Below are 19933 nucleotides of genomic sequence, written 5' to 3'. Positions count from 1 at the left end.
AACAGTCACGATCGCTGATCAATCCCGCAACACAGCACGCCGTCGGAACATTATCGACACGAGGTAGCCCAGAATGCGGGCATGACGGTTCCGGAGAAGCCAGCGGCGCAGATATCGCGGCAGACGTTTCTGCGCGCGGCAGTTGGAGCTGTTGCGGCGGGAGCGGTTTTCGGGTCGGGCCGGGTCGGCGCCGCTCCGGGCGTCGCTGATTGGGGCAGCCTGTCCGGTGCCATCGGCGGGCAGGTGATCGGCCCGGACAATGGGCAGTTCGCCTCAGCCAAGCAGGTTTTCAACACCAACTACAACGGTTCGGCACCCGCCGCCGTCGTCACCGTGACGTCGGTGGCGGACGTGCAGAAGGCGATGGCGTTCGCGGCTGCTCGTAATCTGAAGGTCGCCGCCCGCAGCGGCGGTCATTCCTACACAGGCGCCTCCACAGCGGACGGAACGCTGGTGCTCGATCTGCGGGGCCTGCCCGGCGACATCAACTTCGACGCCGCCAGCGGTCAGATCACCGTGACGCCCGCCACCCACTTGTTCGCGATGCACCAGGCGCTGGCCGCGGCCGGGCGGGGACTCCCGACGGGCACGTGCCCCACCGTGGGAGCTGCCGGGCACACCCTCGGCGGCGGAATCGGGGCCCACTCCCGGCATGCCGGTCTGCTCTGTGACCAGTTGACCTCGGCCAATGTGGTGTTGCCGGGTGGGCAGGCGGTCACCGCTTCGGCCACCAGCAACCCGGACCTCTTCTGGGCGTTGCGCGGCGGTGGCGGCGGCAACTTCGGCGTGGCGACCTCACTGACCTACGCCACCTTCCCCACCGAGGACGTCGACGTCGTCAACATCAACTTTCCGGCGCAGTCGTTCGCGCAGGTCCTGTTGGGTTGGCAGAGCTGGCTACGGACGGTCGACCGGAAATTCTGGGCGCTGGCCGACGCGACCATCGAGCCGATGGGCACGCAATGCCGCATCATGGCGACTTCCCCGGTCGGATCGGGCGGCAGCGTTGCCAATGCGATCGTCGCCAATGTTGGGGTGCAGCCCACCAGAACCGAGAATTTCACGTTCAACTACCTGGACCTGGTGAAGTATCTGGCCGTGGAGAATCTGACCCCGTCCCCGCTGGGTTATGTCGGCGGCTCCGATGTGCTGCCGATCATCAACGCGGGCGCCGCCAAGGGAATCGCCTCGGCGCTCGACTCTTTCCCCCGTGGGGCGGGAAGGGGATTCGTCATCATGCATACCCTCGACGGTGCACTGGCCAGTGTGGCCGCAGATGCGACCGCCTTTCCGTACCGGCGACACTCCGCGATCGTGCAGTGGTACGTCGAGACGGCGGGCGCGCCGTCGGCCGGCGCCGGCTGGATCAACGCCGCACACCAAGCGGTGCAACCGTATTCAGCCGGCGGCTACGTCAATTACATCGAGCCGGGCCAGCCGCCGTCGCGGTACTTCGGCGCGAACTTGGCTCGGCTCAGCGCGGCCCGACAGAAGTACGATCCGAACCGGATGATGTTCTCCGGCATGAACTATTGATGTAGCTCCGACGATCTGCTGCGATGAAGGCTGTTGCCAGACTCCCGGAACGAAGAGGGAACAGCCCGATGCGCACCCTTTGGCTACCAACGATCCTCACCGCGTTCGGCTGCGGCTCGGTCGCGATGTCCGGTGTCGCTGCCGCCGACGACAGCCTCAATGGTCATTACTTCGCCGTCGTTGATGGCGCGCGTTCGCATCTGCTGAGCACGATCCTGATGTTCAACACCACCTGCGACTCGGCCGGCAACTGCAACGGATCGGTGACCACGCCCAAAACGTGGGAGGCCACCGTCAATAAAGCCCCGGGGGGCCCGTGGACGATCAACCGCACCGACGCTCACGGCTGGACATGCGCGGACGGCACCATGGTCGCAGCAGACCTGGTCTATTCGTTTGCGCCGGGCACCCTGACCGGATCGATCACGTCCACGAAAGCGGCGTTCGGCTGCGGCGACCCGGCCAGGACGACCGCGACGTATTCACTGACCGTCCAGAAATGTGTCAACGGCCCGGACGGGGGCGTGTGCCCGTAGCGCCGGGCCTGCCGGGTCCGGCAGCGTCACTGACCATCCGGCGCAGTTGAATTCGGCACCACGACCGGATACAGCTGGTGACTACCCCGCAGTCCTTTCAGTTCGACCTCACGCGGTGCGCCCAGCACAATGTCGGTTGCTCCCGAGATTGCCTGCCGGATTGCGTCACTGACCAAGGTCTCACCGCCGCTCGCCTGTCCGGCGACCCGTGCGGCCATCGCCACGTTGCGGCCGAACAGGTCGTCACCGCGCCGTACCGAACTGCCCATGTGCAATCCCATCCGGACTCGGATGTGGTCCCAGCGCTCGGGGTCGGACTGCAGCGCGCGCTGCACCTCGGTACAGCAACGCACGGCCTGGGCAGGATCCGAGAAGGCGATCATGAACCCGTCGCCCTGCGTCTTGACCACGTGACCGCTGGTGTCGTTGACGTGTTTGTAGATCAATGTGTTATGCCGCTCAAGCAGTTTCACCCAACCGCGGTCGCCGAGTTCTTCGTTGAGCTCGGTGGATCCTTCGATGTCGGAGAACGCGATCACGACGTTGCCGTCGGCTGTCATCCTGGCCAGATCAGGACGTTCCACCCGGGCCCAGCCGGCGAGGTCCTCGACTGAATTGCGCACGGTGGCGCCGATCCCTTTGTTGATCAGCGAATCCGCGGTGCGCCAGACGGTTCGGACCGCAAGGGGTCCGACGCCGGGTGGCCGTCTTCGCCGCGGCTTGTCTTGCCGCAACCGCGTGAGGGCGCGTCGCACGCCGGTCAATTGGCGCCGCGACACGATCAGCAGGACCGCCACCGCGATCAGGACGCCGAATTCGAGGAGGGCGACGATCACCCACAGCCATTCGGTGCTCACGGTCCGGTCGCGGACTCTCCTGCTCGCCGCAACATGCTTTCGGCGTGCCGCAACACCGGGGAGTCGACCATCTGCCCGTCGAAGGCGAACACCCCGCGCTCGGTTTTGGCAGCGGCCAGCACCCGACGCGCCCAGTCCAGTTGCTCATCGCCGGGCCGATAAGCCTTGCGTACCACGGCAACCTGGCTCGGGTGGATGCAGACCGTCGCATCGAAGCCGATCGCTACGGCGTCGAGCGCCTCTGCTTCCAACCCTTCGATATCGCGGATGTCCAGATGCACCGCATCCAGCGCCAGCAGGCCGAAGGTGTTGGCCGCCAACAGCGCTGTGGACCGCACATGGCGGGCGAAATCCCGATAGGTGCCGTCCGCACGTCTGCTGGAACTGCCACCCATGGCCGCCACCAGATCCTCCGCACCCCACATCAACGCCACTGCACGCTCGGCAGCGGCGATCTCGCTGACGAACAATGCGCCGCGCGGAGTCTCGACAAGTGCGACGACGTCACGCGGCGCGAGTGCGTCCACCTGCGCCGCCGATTCCGTCTTCGACAGCATCACCGTGGTGTAGGCGGTGTCGGCCAAGGCCTGTAGATCCCTGGCATGGTCGTCGGTGCTGGCGGCGTTGATCCGTACGACGGTTCGCTGGGGATCAAGTGGGTTGTCCCGCAGCGCGATTCGAGCAGCGGGCCGGTCGGTCGCCGCAACCCCGTCTTCGAGGTCGAGAATCACCACGTCGGCGGCAGCGGCGGCTTTCGCGAAGCGTTCCGGACGATCAGCCGGGCAGAACAGCCAACCAGGGCCGGCGTCGCGCAAGCTCATCGGGACTCCGCACTGGGCCGCTTCTGCACCAGGGTGGTCCGGACCGCCCTGGCCACGATGTCGCCGTGCTGGTTGCGTCCGGTGTGCTCCAGCGTCACGATGCCTTCGCCCGCGCGGCTTTTCGACTCCCGCTTACCGGTGCAGATGGTCTCAGCGTAGAGGGTGTCGCCGTGGAAGACCGGCTTGGGGAACGACACCTCGGAGAAACCCAGGTTGGCGACGATGGTGCCCAGGGTCAGTTGGGCCACCGACAGACCGACCAGGGTGGACAGCGTGAACATCGAATTGACCAGCCGCTCACCACGAAAACCGGGTTGCTCGGCGGCCCACGCCGCATCCAGGTGCAGCGACTGCGTGTTCATCGTCAACGTCGTGAACAGCACGTTGTCCGCCTCGGTGACGGTGCGACCCGGCCGGTGCAGGTAGGTCGTGCCGACCTCGAACTCCTCGAACCACAAGCCCCGCTGGATAATCGACTTGGTGTGGCCGACTGTGCCGTTCGCGTCACGACTCACCGGCGTCGCGTCGCCGGAGGCACGTTCGGCAGGACCGGCGCCGGTCATGACAGGCCCAGCGATCGCGCGATCAACATCAGCTGCACCTCCGTTGTGCCCTCCCCGATTTCCAGGATCTTGCTGTCCCGGTAGTGGCGGGCCACCGGGTACTCGTTCATGAAGCCGTACCCGCCGTGGATCTGCGTAGCGTCGCGGGCGTTGTCCATCGCCGCCTCCGAGGAGACCATCTTTGCGATAGCCGCTTCTTTTTTGAAGGACTTGCCGGCCAACATCTTTGCCGCGGCGTCGTAATAGGCGGTGCGGGCGACGTGTGCCCGGGCTTCCATACGCGCGATCTTGAAGCTGATGGCCTGGTAGGAGCCGATCGGCTGGCCGAAGGACTGACGCTCGTTGGCGTACTTGACGCTTTCGTCGACGCAGCCCTGCGCCACCCCCGTCGCGAGCGCGGCGATCGCGATGCGGCCCTCGTCGAGGATGGACAGAAAGTTCGCGTAACCCTTGCCGCGGACACCGAGTAGGTTCTCCTCGGGCACCCGCGCGTCGTCGAAGGTCAGCGGGTGGGTGTCCGAGGCGTTCCAGCCGACCTTGTTGTAGACCGGCTCGACGATGAAACCCGGGGTGCCGTTCGGCACGATGATCGCCGAGATCTCTTTCTTGCCGTCGGCGATGTTGCCGGTGACGGCGGTGACAGTGACCAGCGAGGTGATGTCGGTGCCGGAGTTGGTGATGAATTGCTTGCTGCCGTTGACGATCCACTCACCCCCTTCGAGTCGGGCGGTGGTGCGGGTGCCGCCGGCATCCGATCCCGCGCCCGGCTCGGTGAGCCCGAAACCGGCGAGCTTGCGGCCGGCCACCAGGTCGGGCAGCCACTGCTGCTTCTGCTCCTCGGTACCGAACCGGTAGATGGGCATGGCCCCCAGTCCCACCCCTGCTTCCAGCGTGATCGCGACCGATTGGTCGACCTTGCCGAGTTCCTCGAGTGCCAACGCCAGCGCGAAATAGTCCCCGCCCATACCGCCGTATTCCTCCGGGAACGGCAGACCGAACAGCCCCATGTCGCCCATCTTTGCGACGACTTCATACGGGAAACTGTGCTCCTCATCGTGTTTGGCGGACACCGGAGCCACGACCGAGCGCGCGAAGTCGGCCACGGTATCGCGCAGGTCTTCATATTCTTTCGGTAGCGTGCCCGCCGAAATCGTTGTCGTCATGATTGTCAGTCCTTGCTTGTCGTCGCTGCTGCGTCTGCCACGGCGGCCGGCACCAACCGGGCCAGCACCTGCTCCACCTTCACCTGTTCACCGACGCCCACCATGACCTCCACGCGTCCCGAGATCGGTGCGGTCAGTGAATGTTCCATCTTCATCGCTTCGACGATCACCACCACGTCGCCCTCGGACACCTCGGTGCCGGACTCCACCTGGACGGCGATCACGCTGCCGGGCATGGGGCTGACCACTTCGGCCGGACGCTCCCCCGCTGCGCGTTGAATCTTGTTCACCTCGGCCTCACGGATGTGCCAGGTGCCTCGTTCGTCGGCTATCCACAAGTGCCGCTCGGCCTCGGCCCACCGGTAGCTGCGACGCACCCCGTCCAGCGTGACGCTCAACTCACTCGGACCGAGTTGCACGGTGGCAGAGATTATTTCGCTGTCGCCCACTTGTACGGACGCGGCGCCCGGCAGGCCCCGGACCGACACAGTCTCGGTACGCAACGCGGTCCGCATCGCAGTGCGCACCGGGGCGCTAGCACCACCGATCCGCCATCCGCTGGGTGCGGCCCACAGATCATTCCCGGCGCGCCGAGCAAGCACCGCCTGGCTATAGAGCCCTGCGGCGGCGAACACATCGTCAGGCGCCGGTTGCGGCGCGAAACTGGTCAATCGTTCGTCCAGCAGCGCGGTGTCGAGGTTGCCGGCCTGCACGCGATCGTCAGCGAGCAGGAACCTCAGGAACTCCACGTTGCTCTGCACACCCAGGACAGCGGTACGCGACAACGCCTCATCGAGCCGGGCCAGCGCCTGCGCGCGGTCGGCCCCGTGGGCGATCACCTTGCTCAGCATCGGGTCGTAATCGCTGCCGACCACCGTGCCGGCCAGCAACGAGGAGTCCACCCGCACACCGGGTCCGGACGGTTCGACCACTCCCAGCACCCGGCCGCCGGTGGGCAGGAAGCCCCGGGCGGGATCCTCGGCGTACACCCGGGCCTCGATCGCGTGACCAGTGAGCGTGATGTCGTCCTGGGCGAACCCCAGCTTCTCCCCCGCTGCCACACGCAGCTGCCACTCGACGAGGTCGAGCCCGGTGACCGCCTCGGTAACCGGGTGTTCCACCTGCAGACGGGTGTTCATCTCCATGAAGAAAAATTCGTCGGGCCGGTCACCGGAGACGATGAACTCGACCGTGCCGGCGCCGACATAGTCGACACTGCGGGCGGTGTCACAGGCCGCAGCCCCGATGCGCACCCGGGTCGGGGCGTCGAGCAGCGGCGACGGCGCCTCCTCGATGACCTTTTGATGGCGACGTTGCAGGCTGCACTCCCGTTCGCCCAGATGGACCACGTTGCCATGGGTGTCGGCAAGTATCTGGACCTCGATGTGCCTGGGACGCAACACAAAACGCTCCAGGAACAGTGTGTCGTCGCCGAACGCGGACGCAGCTTCGCGGCGGGCGGTGACCAGGGCATTACGCAGCCGCTCAGGGTCGTCGACCATGTGCATGCCCTTGCCCCCACCGCCGGCCGACGGCTTCACGAGGACCGGGTAACCGACGTCGTCGGCAGCGGTGATGAGGTCATCATCGGATAGCCCGGGCCGCGCGACGCCCGGCACCACCGGCACGTCGAACGCGGCGACCGCGTTCTTGGCGGCGATCTTGTCCCCCATCACCTCGATCGCGCGTGCGGGCGGTCCCAGGAATGCCACGCCGGCGCGGTCGCAGGCCGCGGCGAAATCGGCGTTCTCCGAGAGGAACCCGTAGCCCGGATGGATCGCCTGCGCCCCGGTACGCTGCGCCGCGTCGATCACTTTGCCGATGTCGAGGTAGCTCTCCCGCGCCGGCGCCGGTCCCAGCCGAACTGCGGTGTCGGCCTCGATCACGTGGCGGGCACCCGCGTCGGCATCGCTGTACACCGCAACCGACCGGATACCCAGTCGACGCAGGGTGCGGATCACGCGCACCGCGATCTCGCCGCGGTTTGCCACTAGAACGATGTCAAACATGAGTCACATCCGAAATACGCCGTAGGAGACCGATTCCAGCGGCGCCCGGGCGCACACCGAAAGTGCCAGCCCCACAACTGTTCTGGTATCAGCAGGATCGATGATGCCGTCGTCCCACAGGCGCGCGGTCGAGTAGTACGGGTTGCCCTGGTCTTCGTACTGTTCGCGGATGGGCGCCTTGAATGCCTCTTCCTGCTCCGACGACCAGGGTTTGCCGGCCGCCGAGAGCTGCTCACCACGCACGGTGGCCAGCACTGATGCGGCCTGCTCGCCGCCCATCACCGAGATCCGTGCGTTCGGCCACATCCACAGGAAGCGCGGTGAGTACGCGCGCCCGCACATCGAATAGTTGCCCGCCCCATAGGATCCGCCGATCACCACGGTCAGCTTCGGCACCCGGGCGCAGGCCACCGCGGTGACCATCTTCGCGCCGTGTTTGGCGATGCCACCGGCCTCGTAGTCGCGACCGACCATGAATCCGGCGATGTTCTGCAGGAACAGCAACGGGATTCGGCGTTTGTCGCACAGTTCGATGAAATGTGCACCCTTGACGGCGGATTCGCTGAACAGCACACCGTTGTTGGCGATGATTCCCACCGGATGACCGTGGATATGCGCGAACGCCGTCACCAGCGACTTGCCGTAATTCGCCTTGAACTCACTGAATTCGCCGCCGTCGACCAGCCGAACGATGACCTCGTGCACGTCGTAGGGCACCCGCGGATCGGGAGGCACCACGTCGTAAAGGCCGTCCTGGGCGTATATCGGTTCGCGCATCGGCCGGATGTCCCACTGCGCAGGTTCGCGCGGTCCGAACGTGGCGGCGATCTTGCGGACAATCCGCAGCGCGTCCTCGTCGTCCTCGGCCAGGTGGTCGGTGACGCCGGAGACCCGCGAGTGCAGGTCGCCGCCGCCGAGTTCTTCGGCGGTGACGATCTCACCGGTGGCGGCCTTGACCAGGGGCGGGCCGCCCAGGAAGATCGTGCCCTGTTCGCGGACGATCACGGCTTCGTCGCTCATCGCCGGCACGTACGCACCGCCGGCCGTGCACGAGCCGAGCACCGCGGCGATCTGCGGAATTCCCTTGGCGCTCATGGTCGCCTGGTTGTAGAAGATCCGGCCGAAGTGTTCGCGATCCGGGAACACTTCGTCCTGGCGGGGCAGGAACGCGCCGCCGGAGTCCACCAGGTAGATGCATGGCAGCAGATTCTGCAACGCGACCTCCTGCGCGCGCAGATGCTTCTTCACCGTCATCGGGTAGTAGGTGCCGCCCTTGACGGTGGCGTCGTTGGCAACGATCACGCATTCGCGCCCGGAGACTCGGCCGATTCCGGTGATGATGCCCGCGCCCGGGGATTCGTCGTCGTACATGCCGTGGGCAGCCAACGCGGCCAACTCCAGAAACGGGCTGCCCGGGTCGAGCAGACGGTCGACGCGGTCGCGGGGCAGCAGCTTGCCGCGGCTGACGTGGCGTTCGCGGGCGCGTTCGTTGCCGCCGAGGGCGGCGGCGGCCAACTTGTTGTTGAGTTCGGCGACCAGGCGGCGATGCTCGTCGGCGAACGTCGGCGCGACCGTGGTCACCTGGACACCAGATCCGAGAGCACCAGGGGCGGTTGAGTTTTCGCTACTACCTCTTCGACCGACACGTCGGGGGCGGTCTCGATCAGGTGCAGGCCGTCGTCGCGGACGTCGATGACCGCGAGTTCGGTCACGATCCGATTGACGCACCCGACCCCGGTCAGCGGCAGGGTGCAGCGCTCGAGAATCTTCGGGCTGCCGTCCTTGGCGGCGTGGTCCATCACCACGATCACCTTGCGGGCGCCGTGCACCAGATCCATCGCCCCGCCCATGCCTTTGACCATCTTGCCGGGGATCACCCAGTTCGCGAGATCACCGGTGACCGAAACCTGCATGGCCCCAAGGACAGCCACGTCGAGGTGTCCGCCGCGGATGATGCCGAACGACGTCGACGAACCGAAGAACGACGCCCCTGGCTGAGTGGTCACCGTCTCTTTGCCCGCGTTGATCAGATCGGCGTCGACGTCCTCACGACGGGGGTAGGGCCCCACGCCGAGGATGCCGTTCTCGGAGTGCAGGACCACGTGCACACCGTCGGGGATGTGGTTGGGAATCAAGGTCGGTATGCCGATGCCGAGGTTGACGTACTGTCCGTCCTCGAATTCGGTGGCGACCCGGGCCGCCATGCCGTCTCTGCTCCACGTCATTGGGCGGCGCTCCTTTTCATCGGCACACCCGCATCCCCGCCGAGCGTCACGCCAGCGTGGCAGTCGACGCCGAGCGTCACGCCAGCGTGGCAGTCGCCGCCGAGCGGTGGCGAGCCAGCGTGACAGTCGGCATCGAGAGGTGGCGAGCCAGCGTCGCGGTCGACGCCGAGCGTCACGCCAGCGTGGCGGTCGACGCCGAGAGGTGGCGAGCCAGCGTGGCAGTCGACGCCGAGCGTCACGCCAGCGTGGCGGTCGACGCCGAACGTCACGCTAGCGTGACAAACGGCGTCGAGGTGTGGGGCGCTCATCGCACCGTCTCCTTCTCGATCCGTTTCTGGGGATCAGGCACGTGCACGACGCGCTGCACGAACACGCCCGGGGTATGCACCGTGGCGGGGTCGATCTCTCCCGGTTCGACGAGATGTTCGACCTGGGCGATGGTGATCCGACCGGCCGGCGCGCATTCCGGGTTGAAATTGCCTGCGGCGTAACGGTAAACGAGATTGCCGTGCCGATCGCCCTTCCAGGCGTGCACCAACGCGAAGTCGGTGCGGATTCCGCGCTCCAGCACATAGGTGACGCCATCGAATTCGCGGGTCTCCTTGGGCGGCGAGGTGATCGCCACCTCGCCCGAGGGGTCGTAGCGCCAGGGCAGGCCGCCGTCGGCGATCTGCGTGCCGACCCCGGCCGGGGTGTAGAACGCCGGGATGCCCATGCCGCCGGCGCGCAACCGCTCGGCCAGCGTGCCCTGCGGGGTCAGCTCGACCTCGAGTTCTCCGGAGAGGAACTGGCGGGCGAATTCCTTGTTCTCGCCCACGTACGACGATACGGTCCGGCGAATCCGCTTGTGCGCCAGCAGAACCCCCAACCCGACGCCGTCCACACCGCAGTTGTTCGAGACGGTTTCCAAATCGGTCACTCCGCGATCGGCCAGCGCGGCGATCAGCGCCTCCGGGATACCACACAGCCCGAAGCCCCCGACGGCCAGCGATGCTCCGTCGGTTATGTCCGCCACCGCCTCCGCGACGGTAGCCACCACCTTGTCCATCCCCGCAGAGCCTCCGATTTCAGTTAATAATCATTAACTGGACAGTGAGAATACCATTTCCGCCCTCGCGCCGTCCAGGGCGGGTGCGGCCTATTCACCGTCGGCGAGATACTCCACGGCACGCGCCCGCATCTCCGCTCTACGGACTTTGCCGGTGACCGTCATCGGGAAGTCCTCGACGATCCAGAGATACCGCGGGATCTTGAACCGGGCGATACGGCCGGCGCAGAACTCCCGCAACGACTCCACCGTCAGCGTCGAGGCTCCGTCACGGAGCTTGACAACCGCCATGAGTTCCTCGCCGTAGCGTTCGTCGGGCACTCCGATGACGTGGCCGTCGACGATGTCGGGGTGGGTGTACAGGAACTCCTCGATCTCGCGCGGGGAGATGTTCTCGCCGCCGCGCACCACGATGTCTTTGATCCGGCCGGTGATACGGACATATCCGGAGGCGTCCATCGACGCCAGGTCGCCGGTGTGCATCCAGCCGTCCCCGTCGATGACCTCCGCGGTCTTCTCCGGTTCGTTCCAGTACCCCGACATCACCGAATAACCGCGGGTGCAGAATTCGCCGGCGACGTCGCGCGGCAGCGTCGCACCCGTGACCGGGTCCACCACCTTGATCTCCAGGTGTGGCCCCACCTGACCGACGGTGGCGACGCGCCGTTCCAACGAGTCGCCAGAACGCGTCTGGGTCGACACCGGGGCGGTCTCGGTCATCCCGTAACAGATGGCGACCTCCGGCATGTGCATGCGTTCGATCACCCTGCGCATGACCTCGACCGGGCACGGCGAGCCCGCCATGATTCCGGTGCGCAGACTGTCCAACCGATACTCGGCGAAGTCCGGCAGGCCCAGTTCGGCGATGAACATCGTCGGCACCCCGTAGAGACTGGTGCAGCATTCGTCGTGCACCGCGCGCAGGGTGGCAGCGGGATCGAAACCGGGCGCGGGGATCACCATGCAGGCACCGTGGCTGGTGGCCGCCAGATTGCCCATCACCATGCCGAAGCAGTGATAGAACGGCACCGGAATACAGATCCGGTCACGTTCGGTGTAGTCGAGCAGCTCACCCACCAGGTAGCCGTTATTCAGGATGTTGCGGTGACTGAGGGTCACACCCTTGGGATATCCCGTTGTGCCCGAGGTGTACTGGATATTGATCGGATCGGTCGGCGTCAGGCGCGCGGACCTCGCCCGCAACGCAGCCGGATCGATATCCACACCGGCAAGCTCGTCCCAGCGGTCGCTGTCCATGATCGTGACGTCGCGCAGCTCGGCGCAGTCCGGCGCCACCTCAGCCAGCATCTGTGCGTAGTCGGCGTCCTTGAACCCGGGTGCGGCAATCAGCATCTTCACCCCGGATTGCTCCAGCGCATAACCTAATTCGCGCGACCGGTACGCCGGATTGACGGTCACCAGGATGGCGCCGATCTCGGCCGTCGCATACTGCGTCAGCACCCATTCCCAACGATTGGGAGCCCAGATGCCGATCCGGTCACCGACTCCGATGCCGGCCTGAAGCAATCCGGTCGCTAAAGCGCGAACGTCATGCAGCAGTTCGGCATACGTCCAGCGCCGTCCCGCCGCGACATCGACCAACGCGTCGCGGGACGCGAAAGTTGTTGCGGTTGCAGCGAAGTTGGCGCCGATGGTCACCTCGAGCAGCGCAGGCGAGTTCGGGCCGCGTTCGTAGGAAAGTGGAGTTGCCACCATTCCTCCCGCGGTAAGTCAGTGTTACGTTAGTGACGATTAACCGACATGTCCAGGAGGCCGTCATGGCAGCGTCCGCCCCGGACGGCGAGGCCGGTCGGCCTGAAGCGCCAAATCGTCGCAGCCAGTTGAAGTCCGACCGGCGGCTGCAACTACTTGCGGCCGCCGAACGGCTGATCGCCGAACGTGGCTTCCTCGCGGTGCGTCTCGAGGACATCGGCGCCGCGGCCGGGGTCAGCGGCCCGGCCATCTATCGGCACTTCCCCAACAAGGAGTCGCTGCTGGTCGAGTTGTTGGTCGGGATCAGCGCCCGGCTGCTGGACGGTGCCCGCGCGGTGACCGACCGCGACGCCGACGCGGCGGCAACCCTGGACGGCCTGATCGATTTCCACCTCGACTTCGCTCTCGGCGAGCCGGACCTCATCCGCATCCAAGATCGCGATCTCGCCCATCTGCCGGCCCCGGCCCAACGGCAGGTGCGCAAAGCGCAACGGCAGTACGTCGAGATCTGGGTGGGCGTACTGCGCGAGCTGAACCCCGATCTCGCCGAGGCCGACGCCAGGCTGATGGCGCACGCCACTTTCGGCCTGCTGAACTCCACGCCGCACAGCATGAAATCGGCCGACACCAAACCGTCGCGCGCGGTGCGGTCCCGAGCCGTGATGAGGGCGATGACGATGGCCGCGCTGAGTGCTGCAGACTTGTAGCGCCCCGACGTCCACGCAGGCACGACCACGGTTCCGCGCCTTCACGGCGTGCCCGGGTACCCTGCGAAGTGGACATGAACTCGCCACGCGACCCCCAGCATCCAGGTCCCCCATCCCGGGGGTCTGCTTCGACGTGGTCGCAGGAGGTCGTCGACTACCCGGCCTACGCCGACGACATGCCCTACGCCTACGGCGGCGGCAATTCGCCCTGGGCGCCGGGCGCGTACCCACCGAACCCGACCCAACAGTTGCCACCACAGTATTGGCAACAAGACCAGCCGCGGGCCGATGCGGAGGCGGAGGGACCCCCGCCGCCGGGCACCCCGCGCTGGCTGTGGATCGTGGCCGGCACCGCAGTGCTGCTCGTCGTCGGGTTGGCCATTGCGCTGGTCGTGACGAACGGTTCGGACACCCAGCAGACGGCCATCGAGCCGCTGCCGCCGATGACCGGTCCCACCACTACCGTCGCACCCCCGACGACCAGGTCAACGCCGCCGCCCACCACCCGCAGGCCGCGCACCACCACCACTGAGCCCAGCACCCCGCCGCCGCCCACCGCCACCGTGCCGGGCACCATGCAGTCGGTGGTTTACAGCGTCACCGGCGAAGGCCGGGCGATCAGCGTCGTCTACATGGACACCGGTGATCTGATCCAGACCGAGTTCAACGTCACCTTGCCGTGGACCAAACAGGTCAGCCTCTCGACGTCGTCCACCCGTCCGGCCAGCGTCACCGTCGTCAACATCGGTCACAACGTCACCTGCTCGCTGACGGTGGCCGGGGTTCAGGTGCGGCAGCGCACCGGCCAGGGCTTGACCATCTGCGACGCCCCGCTCTGACTCCACGGGTGGCGCTGCTGCGCCGCGCTCGCGATCGCCGTCAGTTCGTTCGCGGTACCCGTACGAACAGCATCGCCAGCAGTCCGGTCAGCAGCACCACGAAGATGCCGCCCAATCCGGCGCGTGGGGCGTCGAACGCGTCGACGAAAACCGAGAACAGCCACGGCGCCACGAACGACATCGCTCGACCGCTCATCGTGTAGAGACCGAAGGCCACACCCTCTTTGCCCTGTTTCGCCAGGCGCAGCAGCAGTGCGCGCGCTGAGGACTGCGACGGCCCGATGAACAGACACAGTGACAAACCACACACCCAGAATGTCAGCGGGCCGGACAGGACCATCATGGCCAGGCCGGCGGCGAGGATCGCGGTCAGAGAAGCGATGATGACCGGCTTCGATCCGACCCGATGATCGACGAATCCGCCGACCACGGCGCCGACTGCAGCCACCACGCACGCGGCCATACCGAAGATCAGCACGTCTTCGCGCGGGACGCCGTACACCCCGACGCCCAGCACGGGACCGAACGTGAATATCGCAGCCAGGCCATCTCGGAAGAGCGCGCTGGCCACCAGGAAGTACACGACATTGCGGTCGCGGCGCCACTCGGAGGTGATGTCGGCCCACAGCTTGCGGTAGGTACCCAGCAGGGGGGTCGACGGGTTCGTGTTCGCCCCGGCGTCCGGGAGGCGGTGTGCGACGAGCAGCAGCGGCAGCGCAAAGATCGCAAACCAGGCCGCGGCCATCAGCATTGCCACGCGGACGTACACGCCGTCGGCGGTGGGCAGGTGCAGCAAACCACGATGGTCACCGTCGCCGGACACGAAGCCCACGTAGACCAAACCCAGGAGCACCACGGTGCCGACGTATCCCGCCGCATAGCCGAAACCCGATATCCGGCCGGCCGTCAACGGCGTCGACAGCTGCCGCAGCATCGCGTTGTACGGGATGCTGGCCAGGTCACCACATGCCGCGGTCGCCGCCAGCAATGCCAGGCCGGCGAAAAAGAAGCCCGGCTGATCGCGGATCAACGCCATCGAACAGGTCAGCACCACCGCCAGGCCGGTCAGCAGAGCCAGGGCCACCCGCCGTCGGTGCGGCGACTCCACCCACCCCCCGATCAGCGGCGCCAGTACCGCAATCGTCACCCCGGCCGCGGCTCCGGCACGCCCCAGCCAGCTCACCGGCGTGGCGCCCAGTGGCGTGCCCACTCCGACGCTGTTGGTCAGGTAGACGGAGAACACGAACGTCGGCGTGATGGCGCTCAAGCCGGTCTGACCGCAGTCCCACAACGCCCACGCCGCCACCCCCGATCGCGGGGCTTTCTTCCGATCCCCGGCGCGCGTGTCCTCCGGGTCATCCATGCAGCGCACTCTAGAGCCAACCCGCTGCGCCCGGCTACGCCGGACAGCTCCTGACTACGATTGCCTTCATGCCGATACCTGCCCCAAGTCCAGACGCGCGCGCCGTAGTCACCGGAGCGTCGCAGAACATCGGCGAGGCGCTGGCCACCGAACTGGCCGCGCGCGGGCACAGTCTGATCATCACCGCACGACGGGAGGAGTTGCTGACCGCCCTCGCCGCCCGACTGGTGGACAAGTACCGCGTTGCCGTCGACGTGCGCCCGGCCGACCTCGCCGACCCCACCGAGCGCGCGAAACTGTGCGACGAGCTGGCCGCGCGGCCGATCTCCATCCTGTGCGCCAACGCGGGCACCGCGACGTTCGGTCCGGTCGCGTCGTTGGATCCGGCTGGCGAGAAGGCGCAGGTGCAGCTGAATGCCGTTGCGGTGCACGATCTTACGCTGGCTGTGCTGCCGGGCATGATCGAGCGCAAGGCGGGCGGAATCTTGATTTCCGGTTCGGCGGCGGGGAATTCGCCGATCCCCTACAACGCCACCTACGCGGCAACCAAGGCGTTCGCCAACACCTTCAGCGAATCGCTGCGCGGTGAACTGCGCAACTCCGGTGTGCACGTCACGCTGCTGGCCCCGGGCCCGGTACGCACCGACCTGCCCGCTGAAGAGGAGGCCTCGCTGGTCGAGAAGCTGGTGCCGGACTTCCTGTGGATCTCGACCGAACACACCGCGCAGCTATCCCTGGATGCGTTGGAGCGCAACAAGATGCGAGTGGTCCCGGGGTTGACCTCGAAGGCGATGTCGGTGGCCAGCGGCTATGCCCCCCGCGCCATTGTCGCGCCGATCGTCGGGGCGTTCTACAAGAAGCTCGGCGGCGGCTAACCCGTCACTTACGTCGCCGTCCGGTCCCGAAAATCCCCTTGACCGCTTCGCGGATCGCGGTGTTGATGCCGCTTTTCACCGTCGGGTTCTTCAGCACTTCCTCCCACATCGCCGGACCCTTCGGCTCGGCCGGTGCGGGCATGGGCGGAATCTCGGAATCGTTGGGGGACAACGGCGGATAGTCCGGTGCGGGAGTTGGTGTGGCCGGCGGGCCTGCCGCAGGCTCCGACTCCGGCTCGGTCTGGCCGTACTTGGCCTGTAACGAGCTTTTCTCTGCCGCTTCAGTGACCGCTTCGGTGCCGATCGCTCCCATCAGCGACCTCGGCACCCGCATGCGGGTCCAGGCCACGGGTGTGGGGGCGCCTTTTTCGGACAGCACGGTGACCACGGCCTCGCCGATACCCAACGACGTCAGCGCCGATTCCAAGTCGTAGACATCGGTTTTCGGGTAGGTGCGCACGGTCTTGCTGAGCGCCTTCTGATCATCGGGGGTGAATGCCCGCAGCGCGTGCTGGATGCGCGCGCCCAGTTGCGAGAGCACATCGTTGGGCAGGTCCGTCGGCAACTGTGTGCAGAAGAACACGCCCACGCCCTTGGACCGGATCAGCTTGACGGTCTGCTCGACCTGTTCGAGAAACGCTTTGGACGCGTCGGCGAACAACAGGTGGGCTTCGTCGAAGAAGAAGACCAGCTTGGGCTTGTCGACGTCTCCGACTTCGTCGAGCTGCGTGAAAAGATCGGCCAGCAGCCACATCAGGAAAGTGGAGAAGATGACCGGGCGCAACGACTGGCCGCTGAATTCGAGCAGGCTGATCACACCGTGACCGTCGTTGACCCGCAACAGATCTTTGGGGTCCAGCTTCGGTTCGCCGAAGAACGTGTCGCCACCCTCGCCGGCCAGGTTAACCAGCGCCCGCAGGATCACGCCCGCCGTCGTCGACGACACCCCGCCCAGCGATTTCAGGTCGGCCTTGCCCTCCTCACTGGTCAAATGGCTGATGACGTTGCGCAGACTGTTCAACGTGATCAGCGGACGGTTGTTCTCTTTGGCCCAGTGGAAGATCAGTCCGAGCGTCGACTCCTGAGTAGCGTTGAGCCCCAGCACTTTTGATAAGAGAACGGGACCGAAGCTGGCGACGGTCGCGCGTACCGGTACCCCGATTCCCCCGGTGCCGAGCGAGAGAAACTCCACCGGGAACCCCGTCGGCTCCCAATTGTCACCGGTGTCCTTGGCGCGCGCGGCGGTCTTGTCGTTGCCCGCTCCGGGCCGGGACAGCCCGGACAGGTCGCCTTTCACATCCGCCATGAACACCGGCACCCCGGCGCCGCTGAGCTGTTCGGCGATCAGCTGCAGGGTCTTGGTCTTGCCGGTGCCGGTTGCCCCGGCCACCAAGCCGTGCCGGTTGATGGTGGCCAGGGGGATGCGAATCTGAGCAGTCGGATCCGCCTGCCCGTCGATGACGACGGTGCCCAGTTCCAGTGCCTGACCCTCGACGGCGTAGCCCGCTGAGATTCGCTTGGCGGGTCCGTCGGCTCCATCCGCAGGAGATTCGGTGCTCATGGTTTTCCCCAGAGTTTGCTCGTCCAATTCGGCAGGGATCAGCCTACTGGGCCGGGTCCGGCCAGGGTCAGGGCGAACTACGTCGCCAGCTGGGCTTAATGTGAGCGCTGTGCGCGACGAATTGGTCTGGATCGACTGCGAGATGACCGGGCTCGATCTGGGCTCGGACAAGTTGATCGAGATTGCCGCCCTGGTCACCGATTCTGAACTCAACATCCTCGGTGACGGGATCGACGTGGTGATCCACGCCGAGGACGCGGCGTTGTCCTCGATGATCGAGATCGTCGCCGATATGCATGCGCGATCCGGGCTCACCAACGAGGTCAAAGCCTCCACCGTCGACATCGCCACCGCCGAGGCGATGGTGCTCGACTACATCCATGAGCACGTCAAACAGCCCAAGACCGCACCGTTGGCCGGCAACTCGATCGCCACCGACCGGTCGTTCCTCGCCCGCGACATGCCTGCCCTGGACTCGTTTCTGCACTACCGGATGATCGACGTCAGCTCGATCAAGGAGCTCTGCCGGCGCTGGTATCCGCGCATCTACTTCGGGCAGCCGCCCAAGGGTTTGGCGCACCGTGCGCTGGCCGACATCCACGAGTCGATCCGGGAACTGCAGTACTACCGGCGGACCGCCTTCGTGCCGCTGCCCGGCCCGTCTACCAGCGAAATCGCGGCCGTGGTCGCTGATATCCAGGGCAACACGGATGGATCGGAAACAAACGATTCGGCCGAGGAGCGTCCGAGCGGTTAATATCGACGTCGCTGCCCGTGCCCCGCTGCAGGGACGGGGGTGGCCATGGTGGGTGTAGTTCAGTTGGTAGAGCGTCAGGTTGTGATCCTGAATGTCGCGGGTTCGAGTCCCGTCACTCACCCCATGCGGCAGAGGCATTCCGCCCTCTGACCGGCGCAGCGCGCGGATGTGCCCTATCCATTTCATATCGATCGGGCTAGCGTGGAATCCGGGGTCGGCCCATCAACCGATAAGGATTGCGATGGCTGGCAAGTTCGAGATCTTCAAGGACGCGCGCGGCGAGTTCCGCTTCCGGCTCAAAGCCGGCAACGGAGAAGTGATCGCCAGCAGCGAGGGATACAAGACGAAAGCTGCGGCACAGAACGGCGTCGAATCGGTGCGCAACAACGCGCCCGCGGCGTCGCTGGTCGACCAGACCGCCTGAGGGTCCGCCGCCCCCCCGGTGGCGAGCAGACACGAGTCCCGGTTTCGTCCCGGGCTTGGCCTTCGTGTCGGCTCGGACCGAAAATGTTGCAGCGCAGCGTTATTCGAACCCGGCGAGGGTGATCCGCAGCGCGCTTTCCATCTCGACATGCATCGGTGAACTCGGTGCGTTATCGCCGATCAGCCAGCGGTCGATGACGAATCTGACCGTGGCCAGACTGGTGTGGACCAGCAGCGAAGGCCGGATGTCGACTGACGCATCGACGCCCATCCGGGCCGCCACGTACTCCACGAACTTGCGCTGATCGTCTTCGCTGACCAGCGACGTCTTCCGCAGCAGATGCGGCGCGGTAGCTACGGCCCGCTGCCAGGTGTCCAGGTTGAACTCGCTGGCGTTTCGGGCATGGGTGACGAACAGCGCGATCAACGCCTCCACCGCGGATTCGTCGGCGGGCCGGGTGGCGTATGAAGCTGCGATCTCGCTGATCGCCTGCCGAACTGGGTCGATGAGCAGGCCTTCTTTGGTCGGTGCATGCCGAAAGTAGGTGCTGATCGAGATTCCGGCGGCGGCGGCGATCTCCTCGGTCGTCACGGCATTGAATCCACGGTCGGCAAACAGGGCGTGTGCAGTGTGCTGGATCTGTGCGAGCAACTCGGCCCGCCGCCTGTCCCGGAGCGACTCGGAGTTTGCCAGGGACATGCCGTCGCCTTCGTGAGTCTGACATTCCAACACCAGGTTTGCGATCCGCGGGGGGCCGCAGATGAGTGACACTACACTATTGAAAGTGCCTATCAAGTAGGTTACGGTGATACCGCTAACCGTGCTGAACTGCAGAGTTACCGGACCGAGGCACTCATTTCGAGCGGGCTCCTACTTCGCAGCGCTTGACGCCTGCGGCTCAGCACCGATCAGTTGATGCTGGGGAGAGCGCCGATG

At 66.0% G+C, this 19933-nt stretch carries 20 protein-coding genes and 1 tRNA gene; 8 read left to right on the top strand and 13 right to left on the bottom strand.

Annotated elements, in window-relative coordinates:
• Positions 1-81 precede the first annotated feature (81 nt).
• A complete protein-coding gene (locus tag AC5Y5Z_RS14800) occupies positions 82-1536 on the top strand; it encodes an FAD-dependent oxidoreductase (RefSeq protein ID WP_499925867.1) in 1455 nt (484 codons plus the stop codon).
• A gap of 68 nt (positions 1537-1604) precedes the next feature.
• Positions 1605-2072, top strand: a complete 468-nt coding sequence (locus AC5Y5Z_RS14795) for a hypothetical protein (protein ID WP_499925865.1) — start codon at positions 1605-1607, stop codon at positions 2070-2072.
• Positions 2073-2098: 26 nt separating this feature from the next.
• On the opposite strand, the gene AC5Y5Z_RS14790 is transcribed toward AC5Y5Z_RS14795, so the two are convergent.
• From AC5Y5Z_RS14790 to AC5Y5Z_RS14745, 10 genes are all read right to left on the bottom strand, one after another.
• Positions 2099-2929 (bottom strand): adenylate/guanylate cyclase domain-containing protein, encoded by an 831-nt coding sequence (locus tag AC5Y5Z_RS14790; RefSeq protein WP_499925863.1) that lies wholly within the window; start codon positions 2927-2929, stop codon positions 2099-2101.
• Entirely contained in the window at positions 2926-3750 is an 825-nt protein-coding gene (locus tag AC5Y5Z_RS14785) for an HpcH/HpaI aldolase/citrate lyase family protein (RefSeq protein ID WP_499925861.1), read from the bottom strand. Before AC5Y5Z_RS14785 ends, AC5Y5Z_RS14790 begins: the two co-directional genes overlap by 4 nt.
• Positions 3747-4313, bottom strand: a complete 567-nt coding sequence (locus AC5Y5Z_RS14780) for a MaoC family dehydratase (RefSeq protein WP_463828943.1) — start codon at positions 4311-4313, stop codon at positions 3747-3749. Before AC5Y5Z_RS14780 ends, AC5Y5Z_RS14785 begins: the two co-directional genes overlap by 4 nt.
• Positions 4310-5485 carry an acyl-CoA dehydrogenase family protein gene (locus tag AC5Y5Z_RS14775; RefSeq protein ID WP_463828959.1) on the bottom strand — a complete coding sequence of 392 codons (1176 nt, stop codon included), beginning with the start codon at positions 5483-5485 and terminating at the stop codon, positions 4310-4312. Before AC5Y5Z_RS14775 ends, AC5Y5Z_RS14780 begins: the two co-directional genes overlap by 4 nt.
• Complete coding sequence (locus AC5Y5Z_RS14770) at positions 5482-7485, bottom strand: acetyl/propionyl/methylcrotonyl-CoA carboxylase subunit alpha (RefSeq protein ID WP_499925859.1); 2004 nt, start codon at positions 7483-7485, stop codon at positions 5482-5484. Before AC5Y5Z_RS14770 ends, AC5Y5Z_RS14775 begins: the two co-directional genes overlap by 4 nt.
• A 3-nt stretch (positions 7486-7488) precedes the next feature.
• Positions 7489-9066, bottom strand: a complete 1578-nt coding sequence (locus tag AC5Y5Z_RS14765; protein ID WP_499925857.1) for a carboxyl transferase domain-containing protein — start codon at positions 9064-9066, stop codon at positions 7489-7491.
• On the bottom strand, positions 9063-9710 hold the full coding sequence (locus AC5Y5Z_RS14760; RefSeq protein WP_499925855.1) for a CoA transferase subunit B: 648 nt from the start codon (positions 9708-9710) through the stop codon (positions 9063-9065). Before AC5Y5Z_RS14760 ends, AC5Y5Z_RS14765 begins: the two co-directional genes overlap by 4 nt.
• Positions 9707-10018: a hypothetical protein gene (locus AC5Y5Z_RS14755; protein WP_499925853.1), complete on the bottom strand. Its 312-nt coding sequence runs from the start codon at positions 10016-10018 to the stop codon at positions 9707-9709. The genes AC5Y5Z_RS14760 and AC5Y5Z_RS14755 overlap by 4 nt, the downstream gene beginning before the upstream one ends.
• Positions 10015-10758, bottom strand: a complete 744-nt coding sequence (locus AC5Y5Z_RS14750) for a CoA transferase subunit A (protein ID WP_463828949.1) — start codon at positions 10756-10758, stop codon at positions 10015-10017. The genes AC5Y5Z_RS14755 and AC5Y5Z_RS14750 overlap by 4 nt, the downstream gene beginning before the upstream one ends.
• Before the next feature lie 90 nt (positions 10759-10848).
• The gene (locus tag AC5Y5Z_RS14745) at positions 10849-12471 is read right to left on the bottom strand and encodes an AMP-binding protein (RefSeq protein ID WP_499925851.1); all 1623 of its coding nucleotides are present in this window, start codon (positions 12469-12471) and stop codon (positions 10849-10851) included.
• Between the two features lie 65 nt (positions 12472-12536).
• Between AC5Y5Z_RS14745 and AC5Y5Z_RS14740 the strand changes: the two genes are divergently transcribed.
• Positions 12537-13178: an SACE_7040 family transcriptional regulator gene (locus AC5Y5Z_RS14740; protein ID WP_463828951.1), complete on the top strand. Its 642-nt coding sequence runs from the start codon at positions 12537-12539 to the stop codon at positions 13176-13178.
• Positions 13179-13252: 74 nt separating this feature from the next.
• The gene (locus tag AC5Y5Z_RS14735; protein WP_499925849.1) at positions 13253-14017 is read left to right on the top strand and encodes a hypothetical protein; all 765 of its coding nucleotides are present in this window, start codon (positions 13253-13255) and stop codon (positions 14015-14017) included.
• A gap of 40 nt (positions 14018-14057) precedes the next feature.
• Here AC5Y5Z_RS14735 and AC5Y5Z_RS14730 read toward each other — a convergent pair whose 3' ends face one another.
• Positions 14058-15380, bottom strand: a complete 1323-nt coding sequence (locus tag AC5Y5Z_RS14730) for an MFS transporter (RefSeq protein ID WP_499925847.1) — start codon at positions 15378-15380, stop codon at positions 14058-14060.
• Positions 15381-15448: 68 nt separating this feature from the next.
• On the opposite strand from AC5Y5Z_RS14730, the gene cmrA reads away from it, so the two are divergent.
• Positions 15449-16255: a mycolate reductase gene (gene cmrA, locus AC5Y5Z_RS14725; protein WP_463828956.1), complete on the top strand. Its 807-nt coding sequence runs from the start codon at positions 15449-15451 to the stop codon at positions 16253-16255.
• A gap of 4 nt (positions 16256-16259) precedes the next feature.
• On the opposite strand, the gene AC5Y5Z_RS14720 is transcribed toward cmrA, so the two are convergent.
• On the bottom strand, positions 16260-17816 hold the full coding sequence (locus AC5Y5Z_RS14720; RefSeq protein WP_499925845.1) for a helicase HerA-like domain-containing protein: 1557 nt from the start codon (positions 17814-17816) through the stop codon (positions 16260-16262).
• A 109-nt stretch (positions 17817-17925) separates the two neighbouring features.
• Here AC5Y5Z_RS14720 and orn point away from each other — a divergent pair, with 109 nt between their 5' ends.
• The 3 genes from orn (at position 17926) to AC5Y5Z_RS14705 (ending at position 18997) form a co-directional block, all read left to right on the top strand.
• On the top strand, positions 17926-18573 hold the full coding sequence (gene orn / locus AC5Y5Z_RS14715; RefSeq protein WP_463828958.1) for an oligoribonuclease: 648 nt from the start codon (positions 17926-17928) through the stop codon (positions 18571-18573).
• Between the two features lie 48 nt (positions 18574-18621).
• A tRNA-His gene (locus AC5Y5Z_RS14710) sits at positions 18622-18697 on the top strand.
• Between the two features lie 117 nt (positions 18698-18814).
• On the top strand, positions 18815-18997 hold the full coding sequence (locus AC5Y5Z_RS14705) for a YegP family protein (RefSeq protein ID WP_463829059.1): 183 nt from the start codon (positions 18815-18817) through the stop codon (positions 18995-18997).
• Positions 18998-19096: 99 nt separating this feature from the next.
• On the opposite strand, the gene AC5Y5Z_RS14700 is transcribed toward AC5Y5Z_RS14705, so the two are convergent.
• Positions 19097-19696: a TetR/AcrR family transcriptional regulator gene (locus tag AC5Y5Z_RS14700; RefSeq protein WP_463829060.1), complete on the bottom strand. Its 600-nt coding sequence runs from the start codon at positions 19694-19696 to the stop codon at positions 19097-19099.
• Positions 19697-19933 lie beyond the last annotated feature (237 nt).

The sequence above is a fragment of the Mycobacterium sp. NGS29 genome (assembly GCF_059812965.1).
Note: the sequence above shows the minus strand (reverse complement) of the source record. Positions and strands in the feature narration are given on the sequence as shown.

What these genes read in the sequence shown, in the direction of transcription:
- AC5Y5Z_RS14800 (WP_499925867.1), top strand. Translation starts at nt 82, where the DNA reads ATGACGGTTCCGGAGAAGCCAGCGGCGCAGATATCGCGGCAGACGTTT.
- AC5Y5Z_RS14755 (WP_499925853.1), bottom strand. Translation starts at nt 10,018, where the DNA reads ATGAGCGCCCCACACCTCGACGCCGTTTGTCACGCTAGCGTGACGTTC.
- cmrA (WP_463828956.1), top strand. Translation starts at nt 15,449, where the DNA reads ATGCCGATACCTGCCCCAAGTCCAGACGCGCGCGCCGTAGTCACCGGA.
- AC5Y5Z_RS14705 (WP_463829059.1), top strand. Translation starts at nt 18,815, where the DNA reads ATGGCTGGCAAGTTCGAGATCTTCAAGGACGCGCGCGGCGAGTTCCGC.
- AC5Y5Z_RS14785 (WP_499925861.1), bottom strand. Translation starts at nt 3,750, where the DNA reads ATGAGCTTGCGCGACGCCGGCCCTGGTTGGCTGTTCTGCCCGGCTGAT.
- AC5Y5Z_RS14735 (WP_499925849.1), top strand. Translation starts at nt 13,253, where the DNA reads ATGAACTCGCCACGCGACCCCCAGCATCCAGGTCCCCCATCCCGGGGG.
- AC5Y5Z_RS14760 (WP_499925855.1), bottom strand. Translation starts at nt 9,710, where the DNA reads ATGACGTGGAGCAGAGACGGCATGGCGGCCCGGGTCGCCACCGAATTC.
- AC5Y5Z_RS14700 (WP_463829060.1), bottom strand. Translation starts at nt 19,696, where the DNA reads ATGTCCCTGGCAAACTCCGAGTCGCTCCGGGACAGGCGGCGGGCCGAG.
- AC5Y5Z_RS14780 (WP_463828943.1), bottom strand. Translation starts at nt 4,313, where the DNA reads ATGACCGGCGCCGGTCCTGCCGAACGTGCCTCCGGCGACGCGACGCCG.
- AC5Y5Z_RS14730 (WP_499925847.1), bottom strand. Translation starts at nt 15,380, where the DNA reads ATGGATGACCCGGAGGACACGCGCGCCGGGGATCGGAAGAAAGCCCCG.
- AC5Y5Z_RS14770 (WP_499925859.1), bottom strand. Translation starts at nt 7,485, where the DNA reads ATGTTTGACATCGTTCTAGTGGCAAACCGCGGCGAGATCGCGGTGCGC.
- AC5Y5Z_RS14750 (WP_463828949.1), bottom strand. Translation starts at nt 10,758, where the DNA reads ATGGACAAGGTGGTGGCTACCGTCGCGGAGGCGGTGGCGGACATAACC.
- AC5Y5Z_RS14720 (WP_499925845.1), bottom strand. Translation starts at nt 17,816, where the DNA reads ATGAGCACCGAATCTCCTGCGGATGGAGCCGACGGACCCGCCAAGCGA.
- AC5Y5Z_RS14740 (WP_463828951.1), top strand. Translation starts at nt 12,537, where the DNA reads ATGGCAGCGTCCGCCCCGGACGGCGAGGCCGGTCGGCCTGAAGCGCCA.
- AC5Y5Z_RS14795 (WP_499925865.1), top strand. Translation starts at nt 1,605, where the DNA reads ATGCGCACCCTTTGGCTACCAACGATCCTCACCGCGTTCGGCTGCGGC.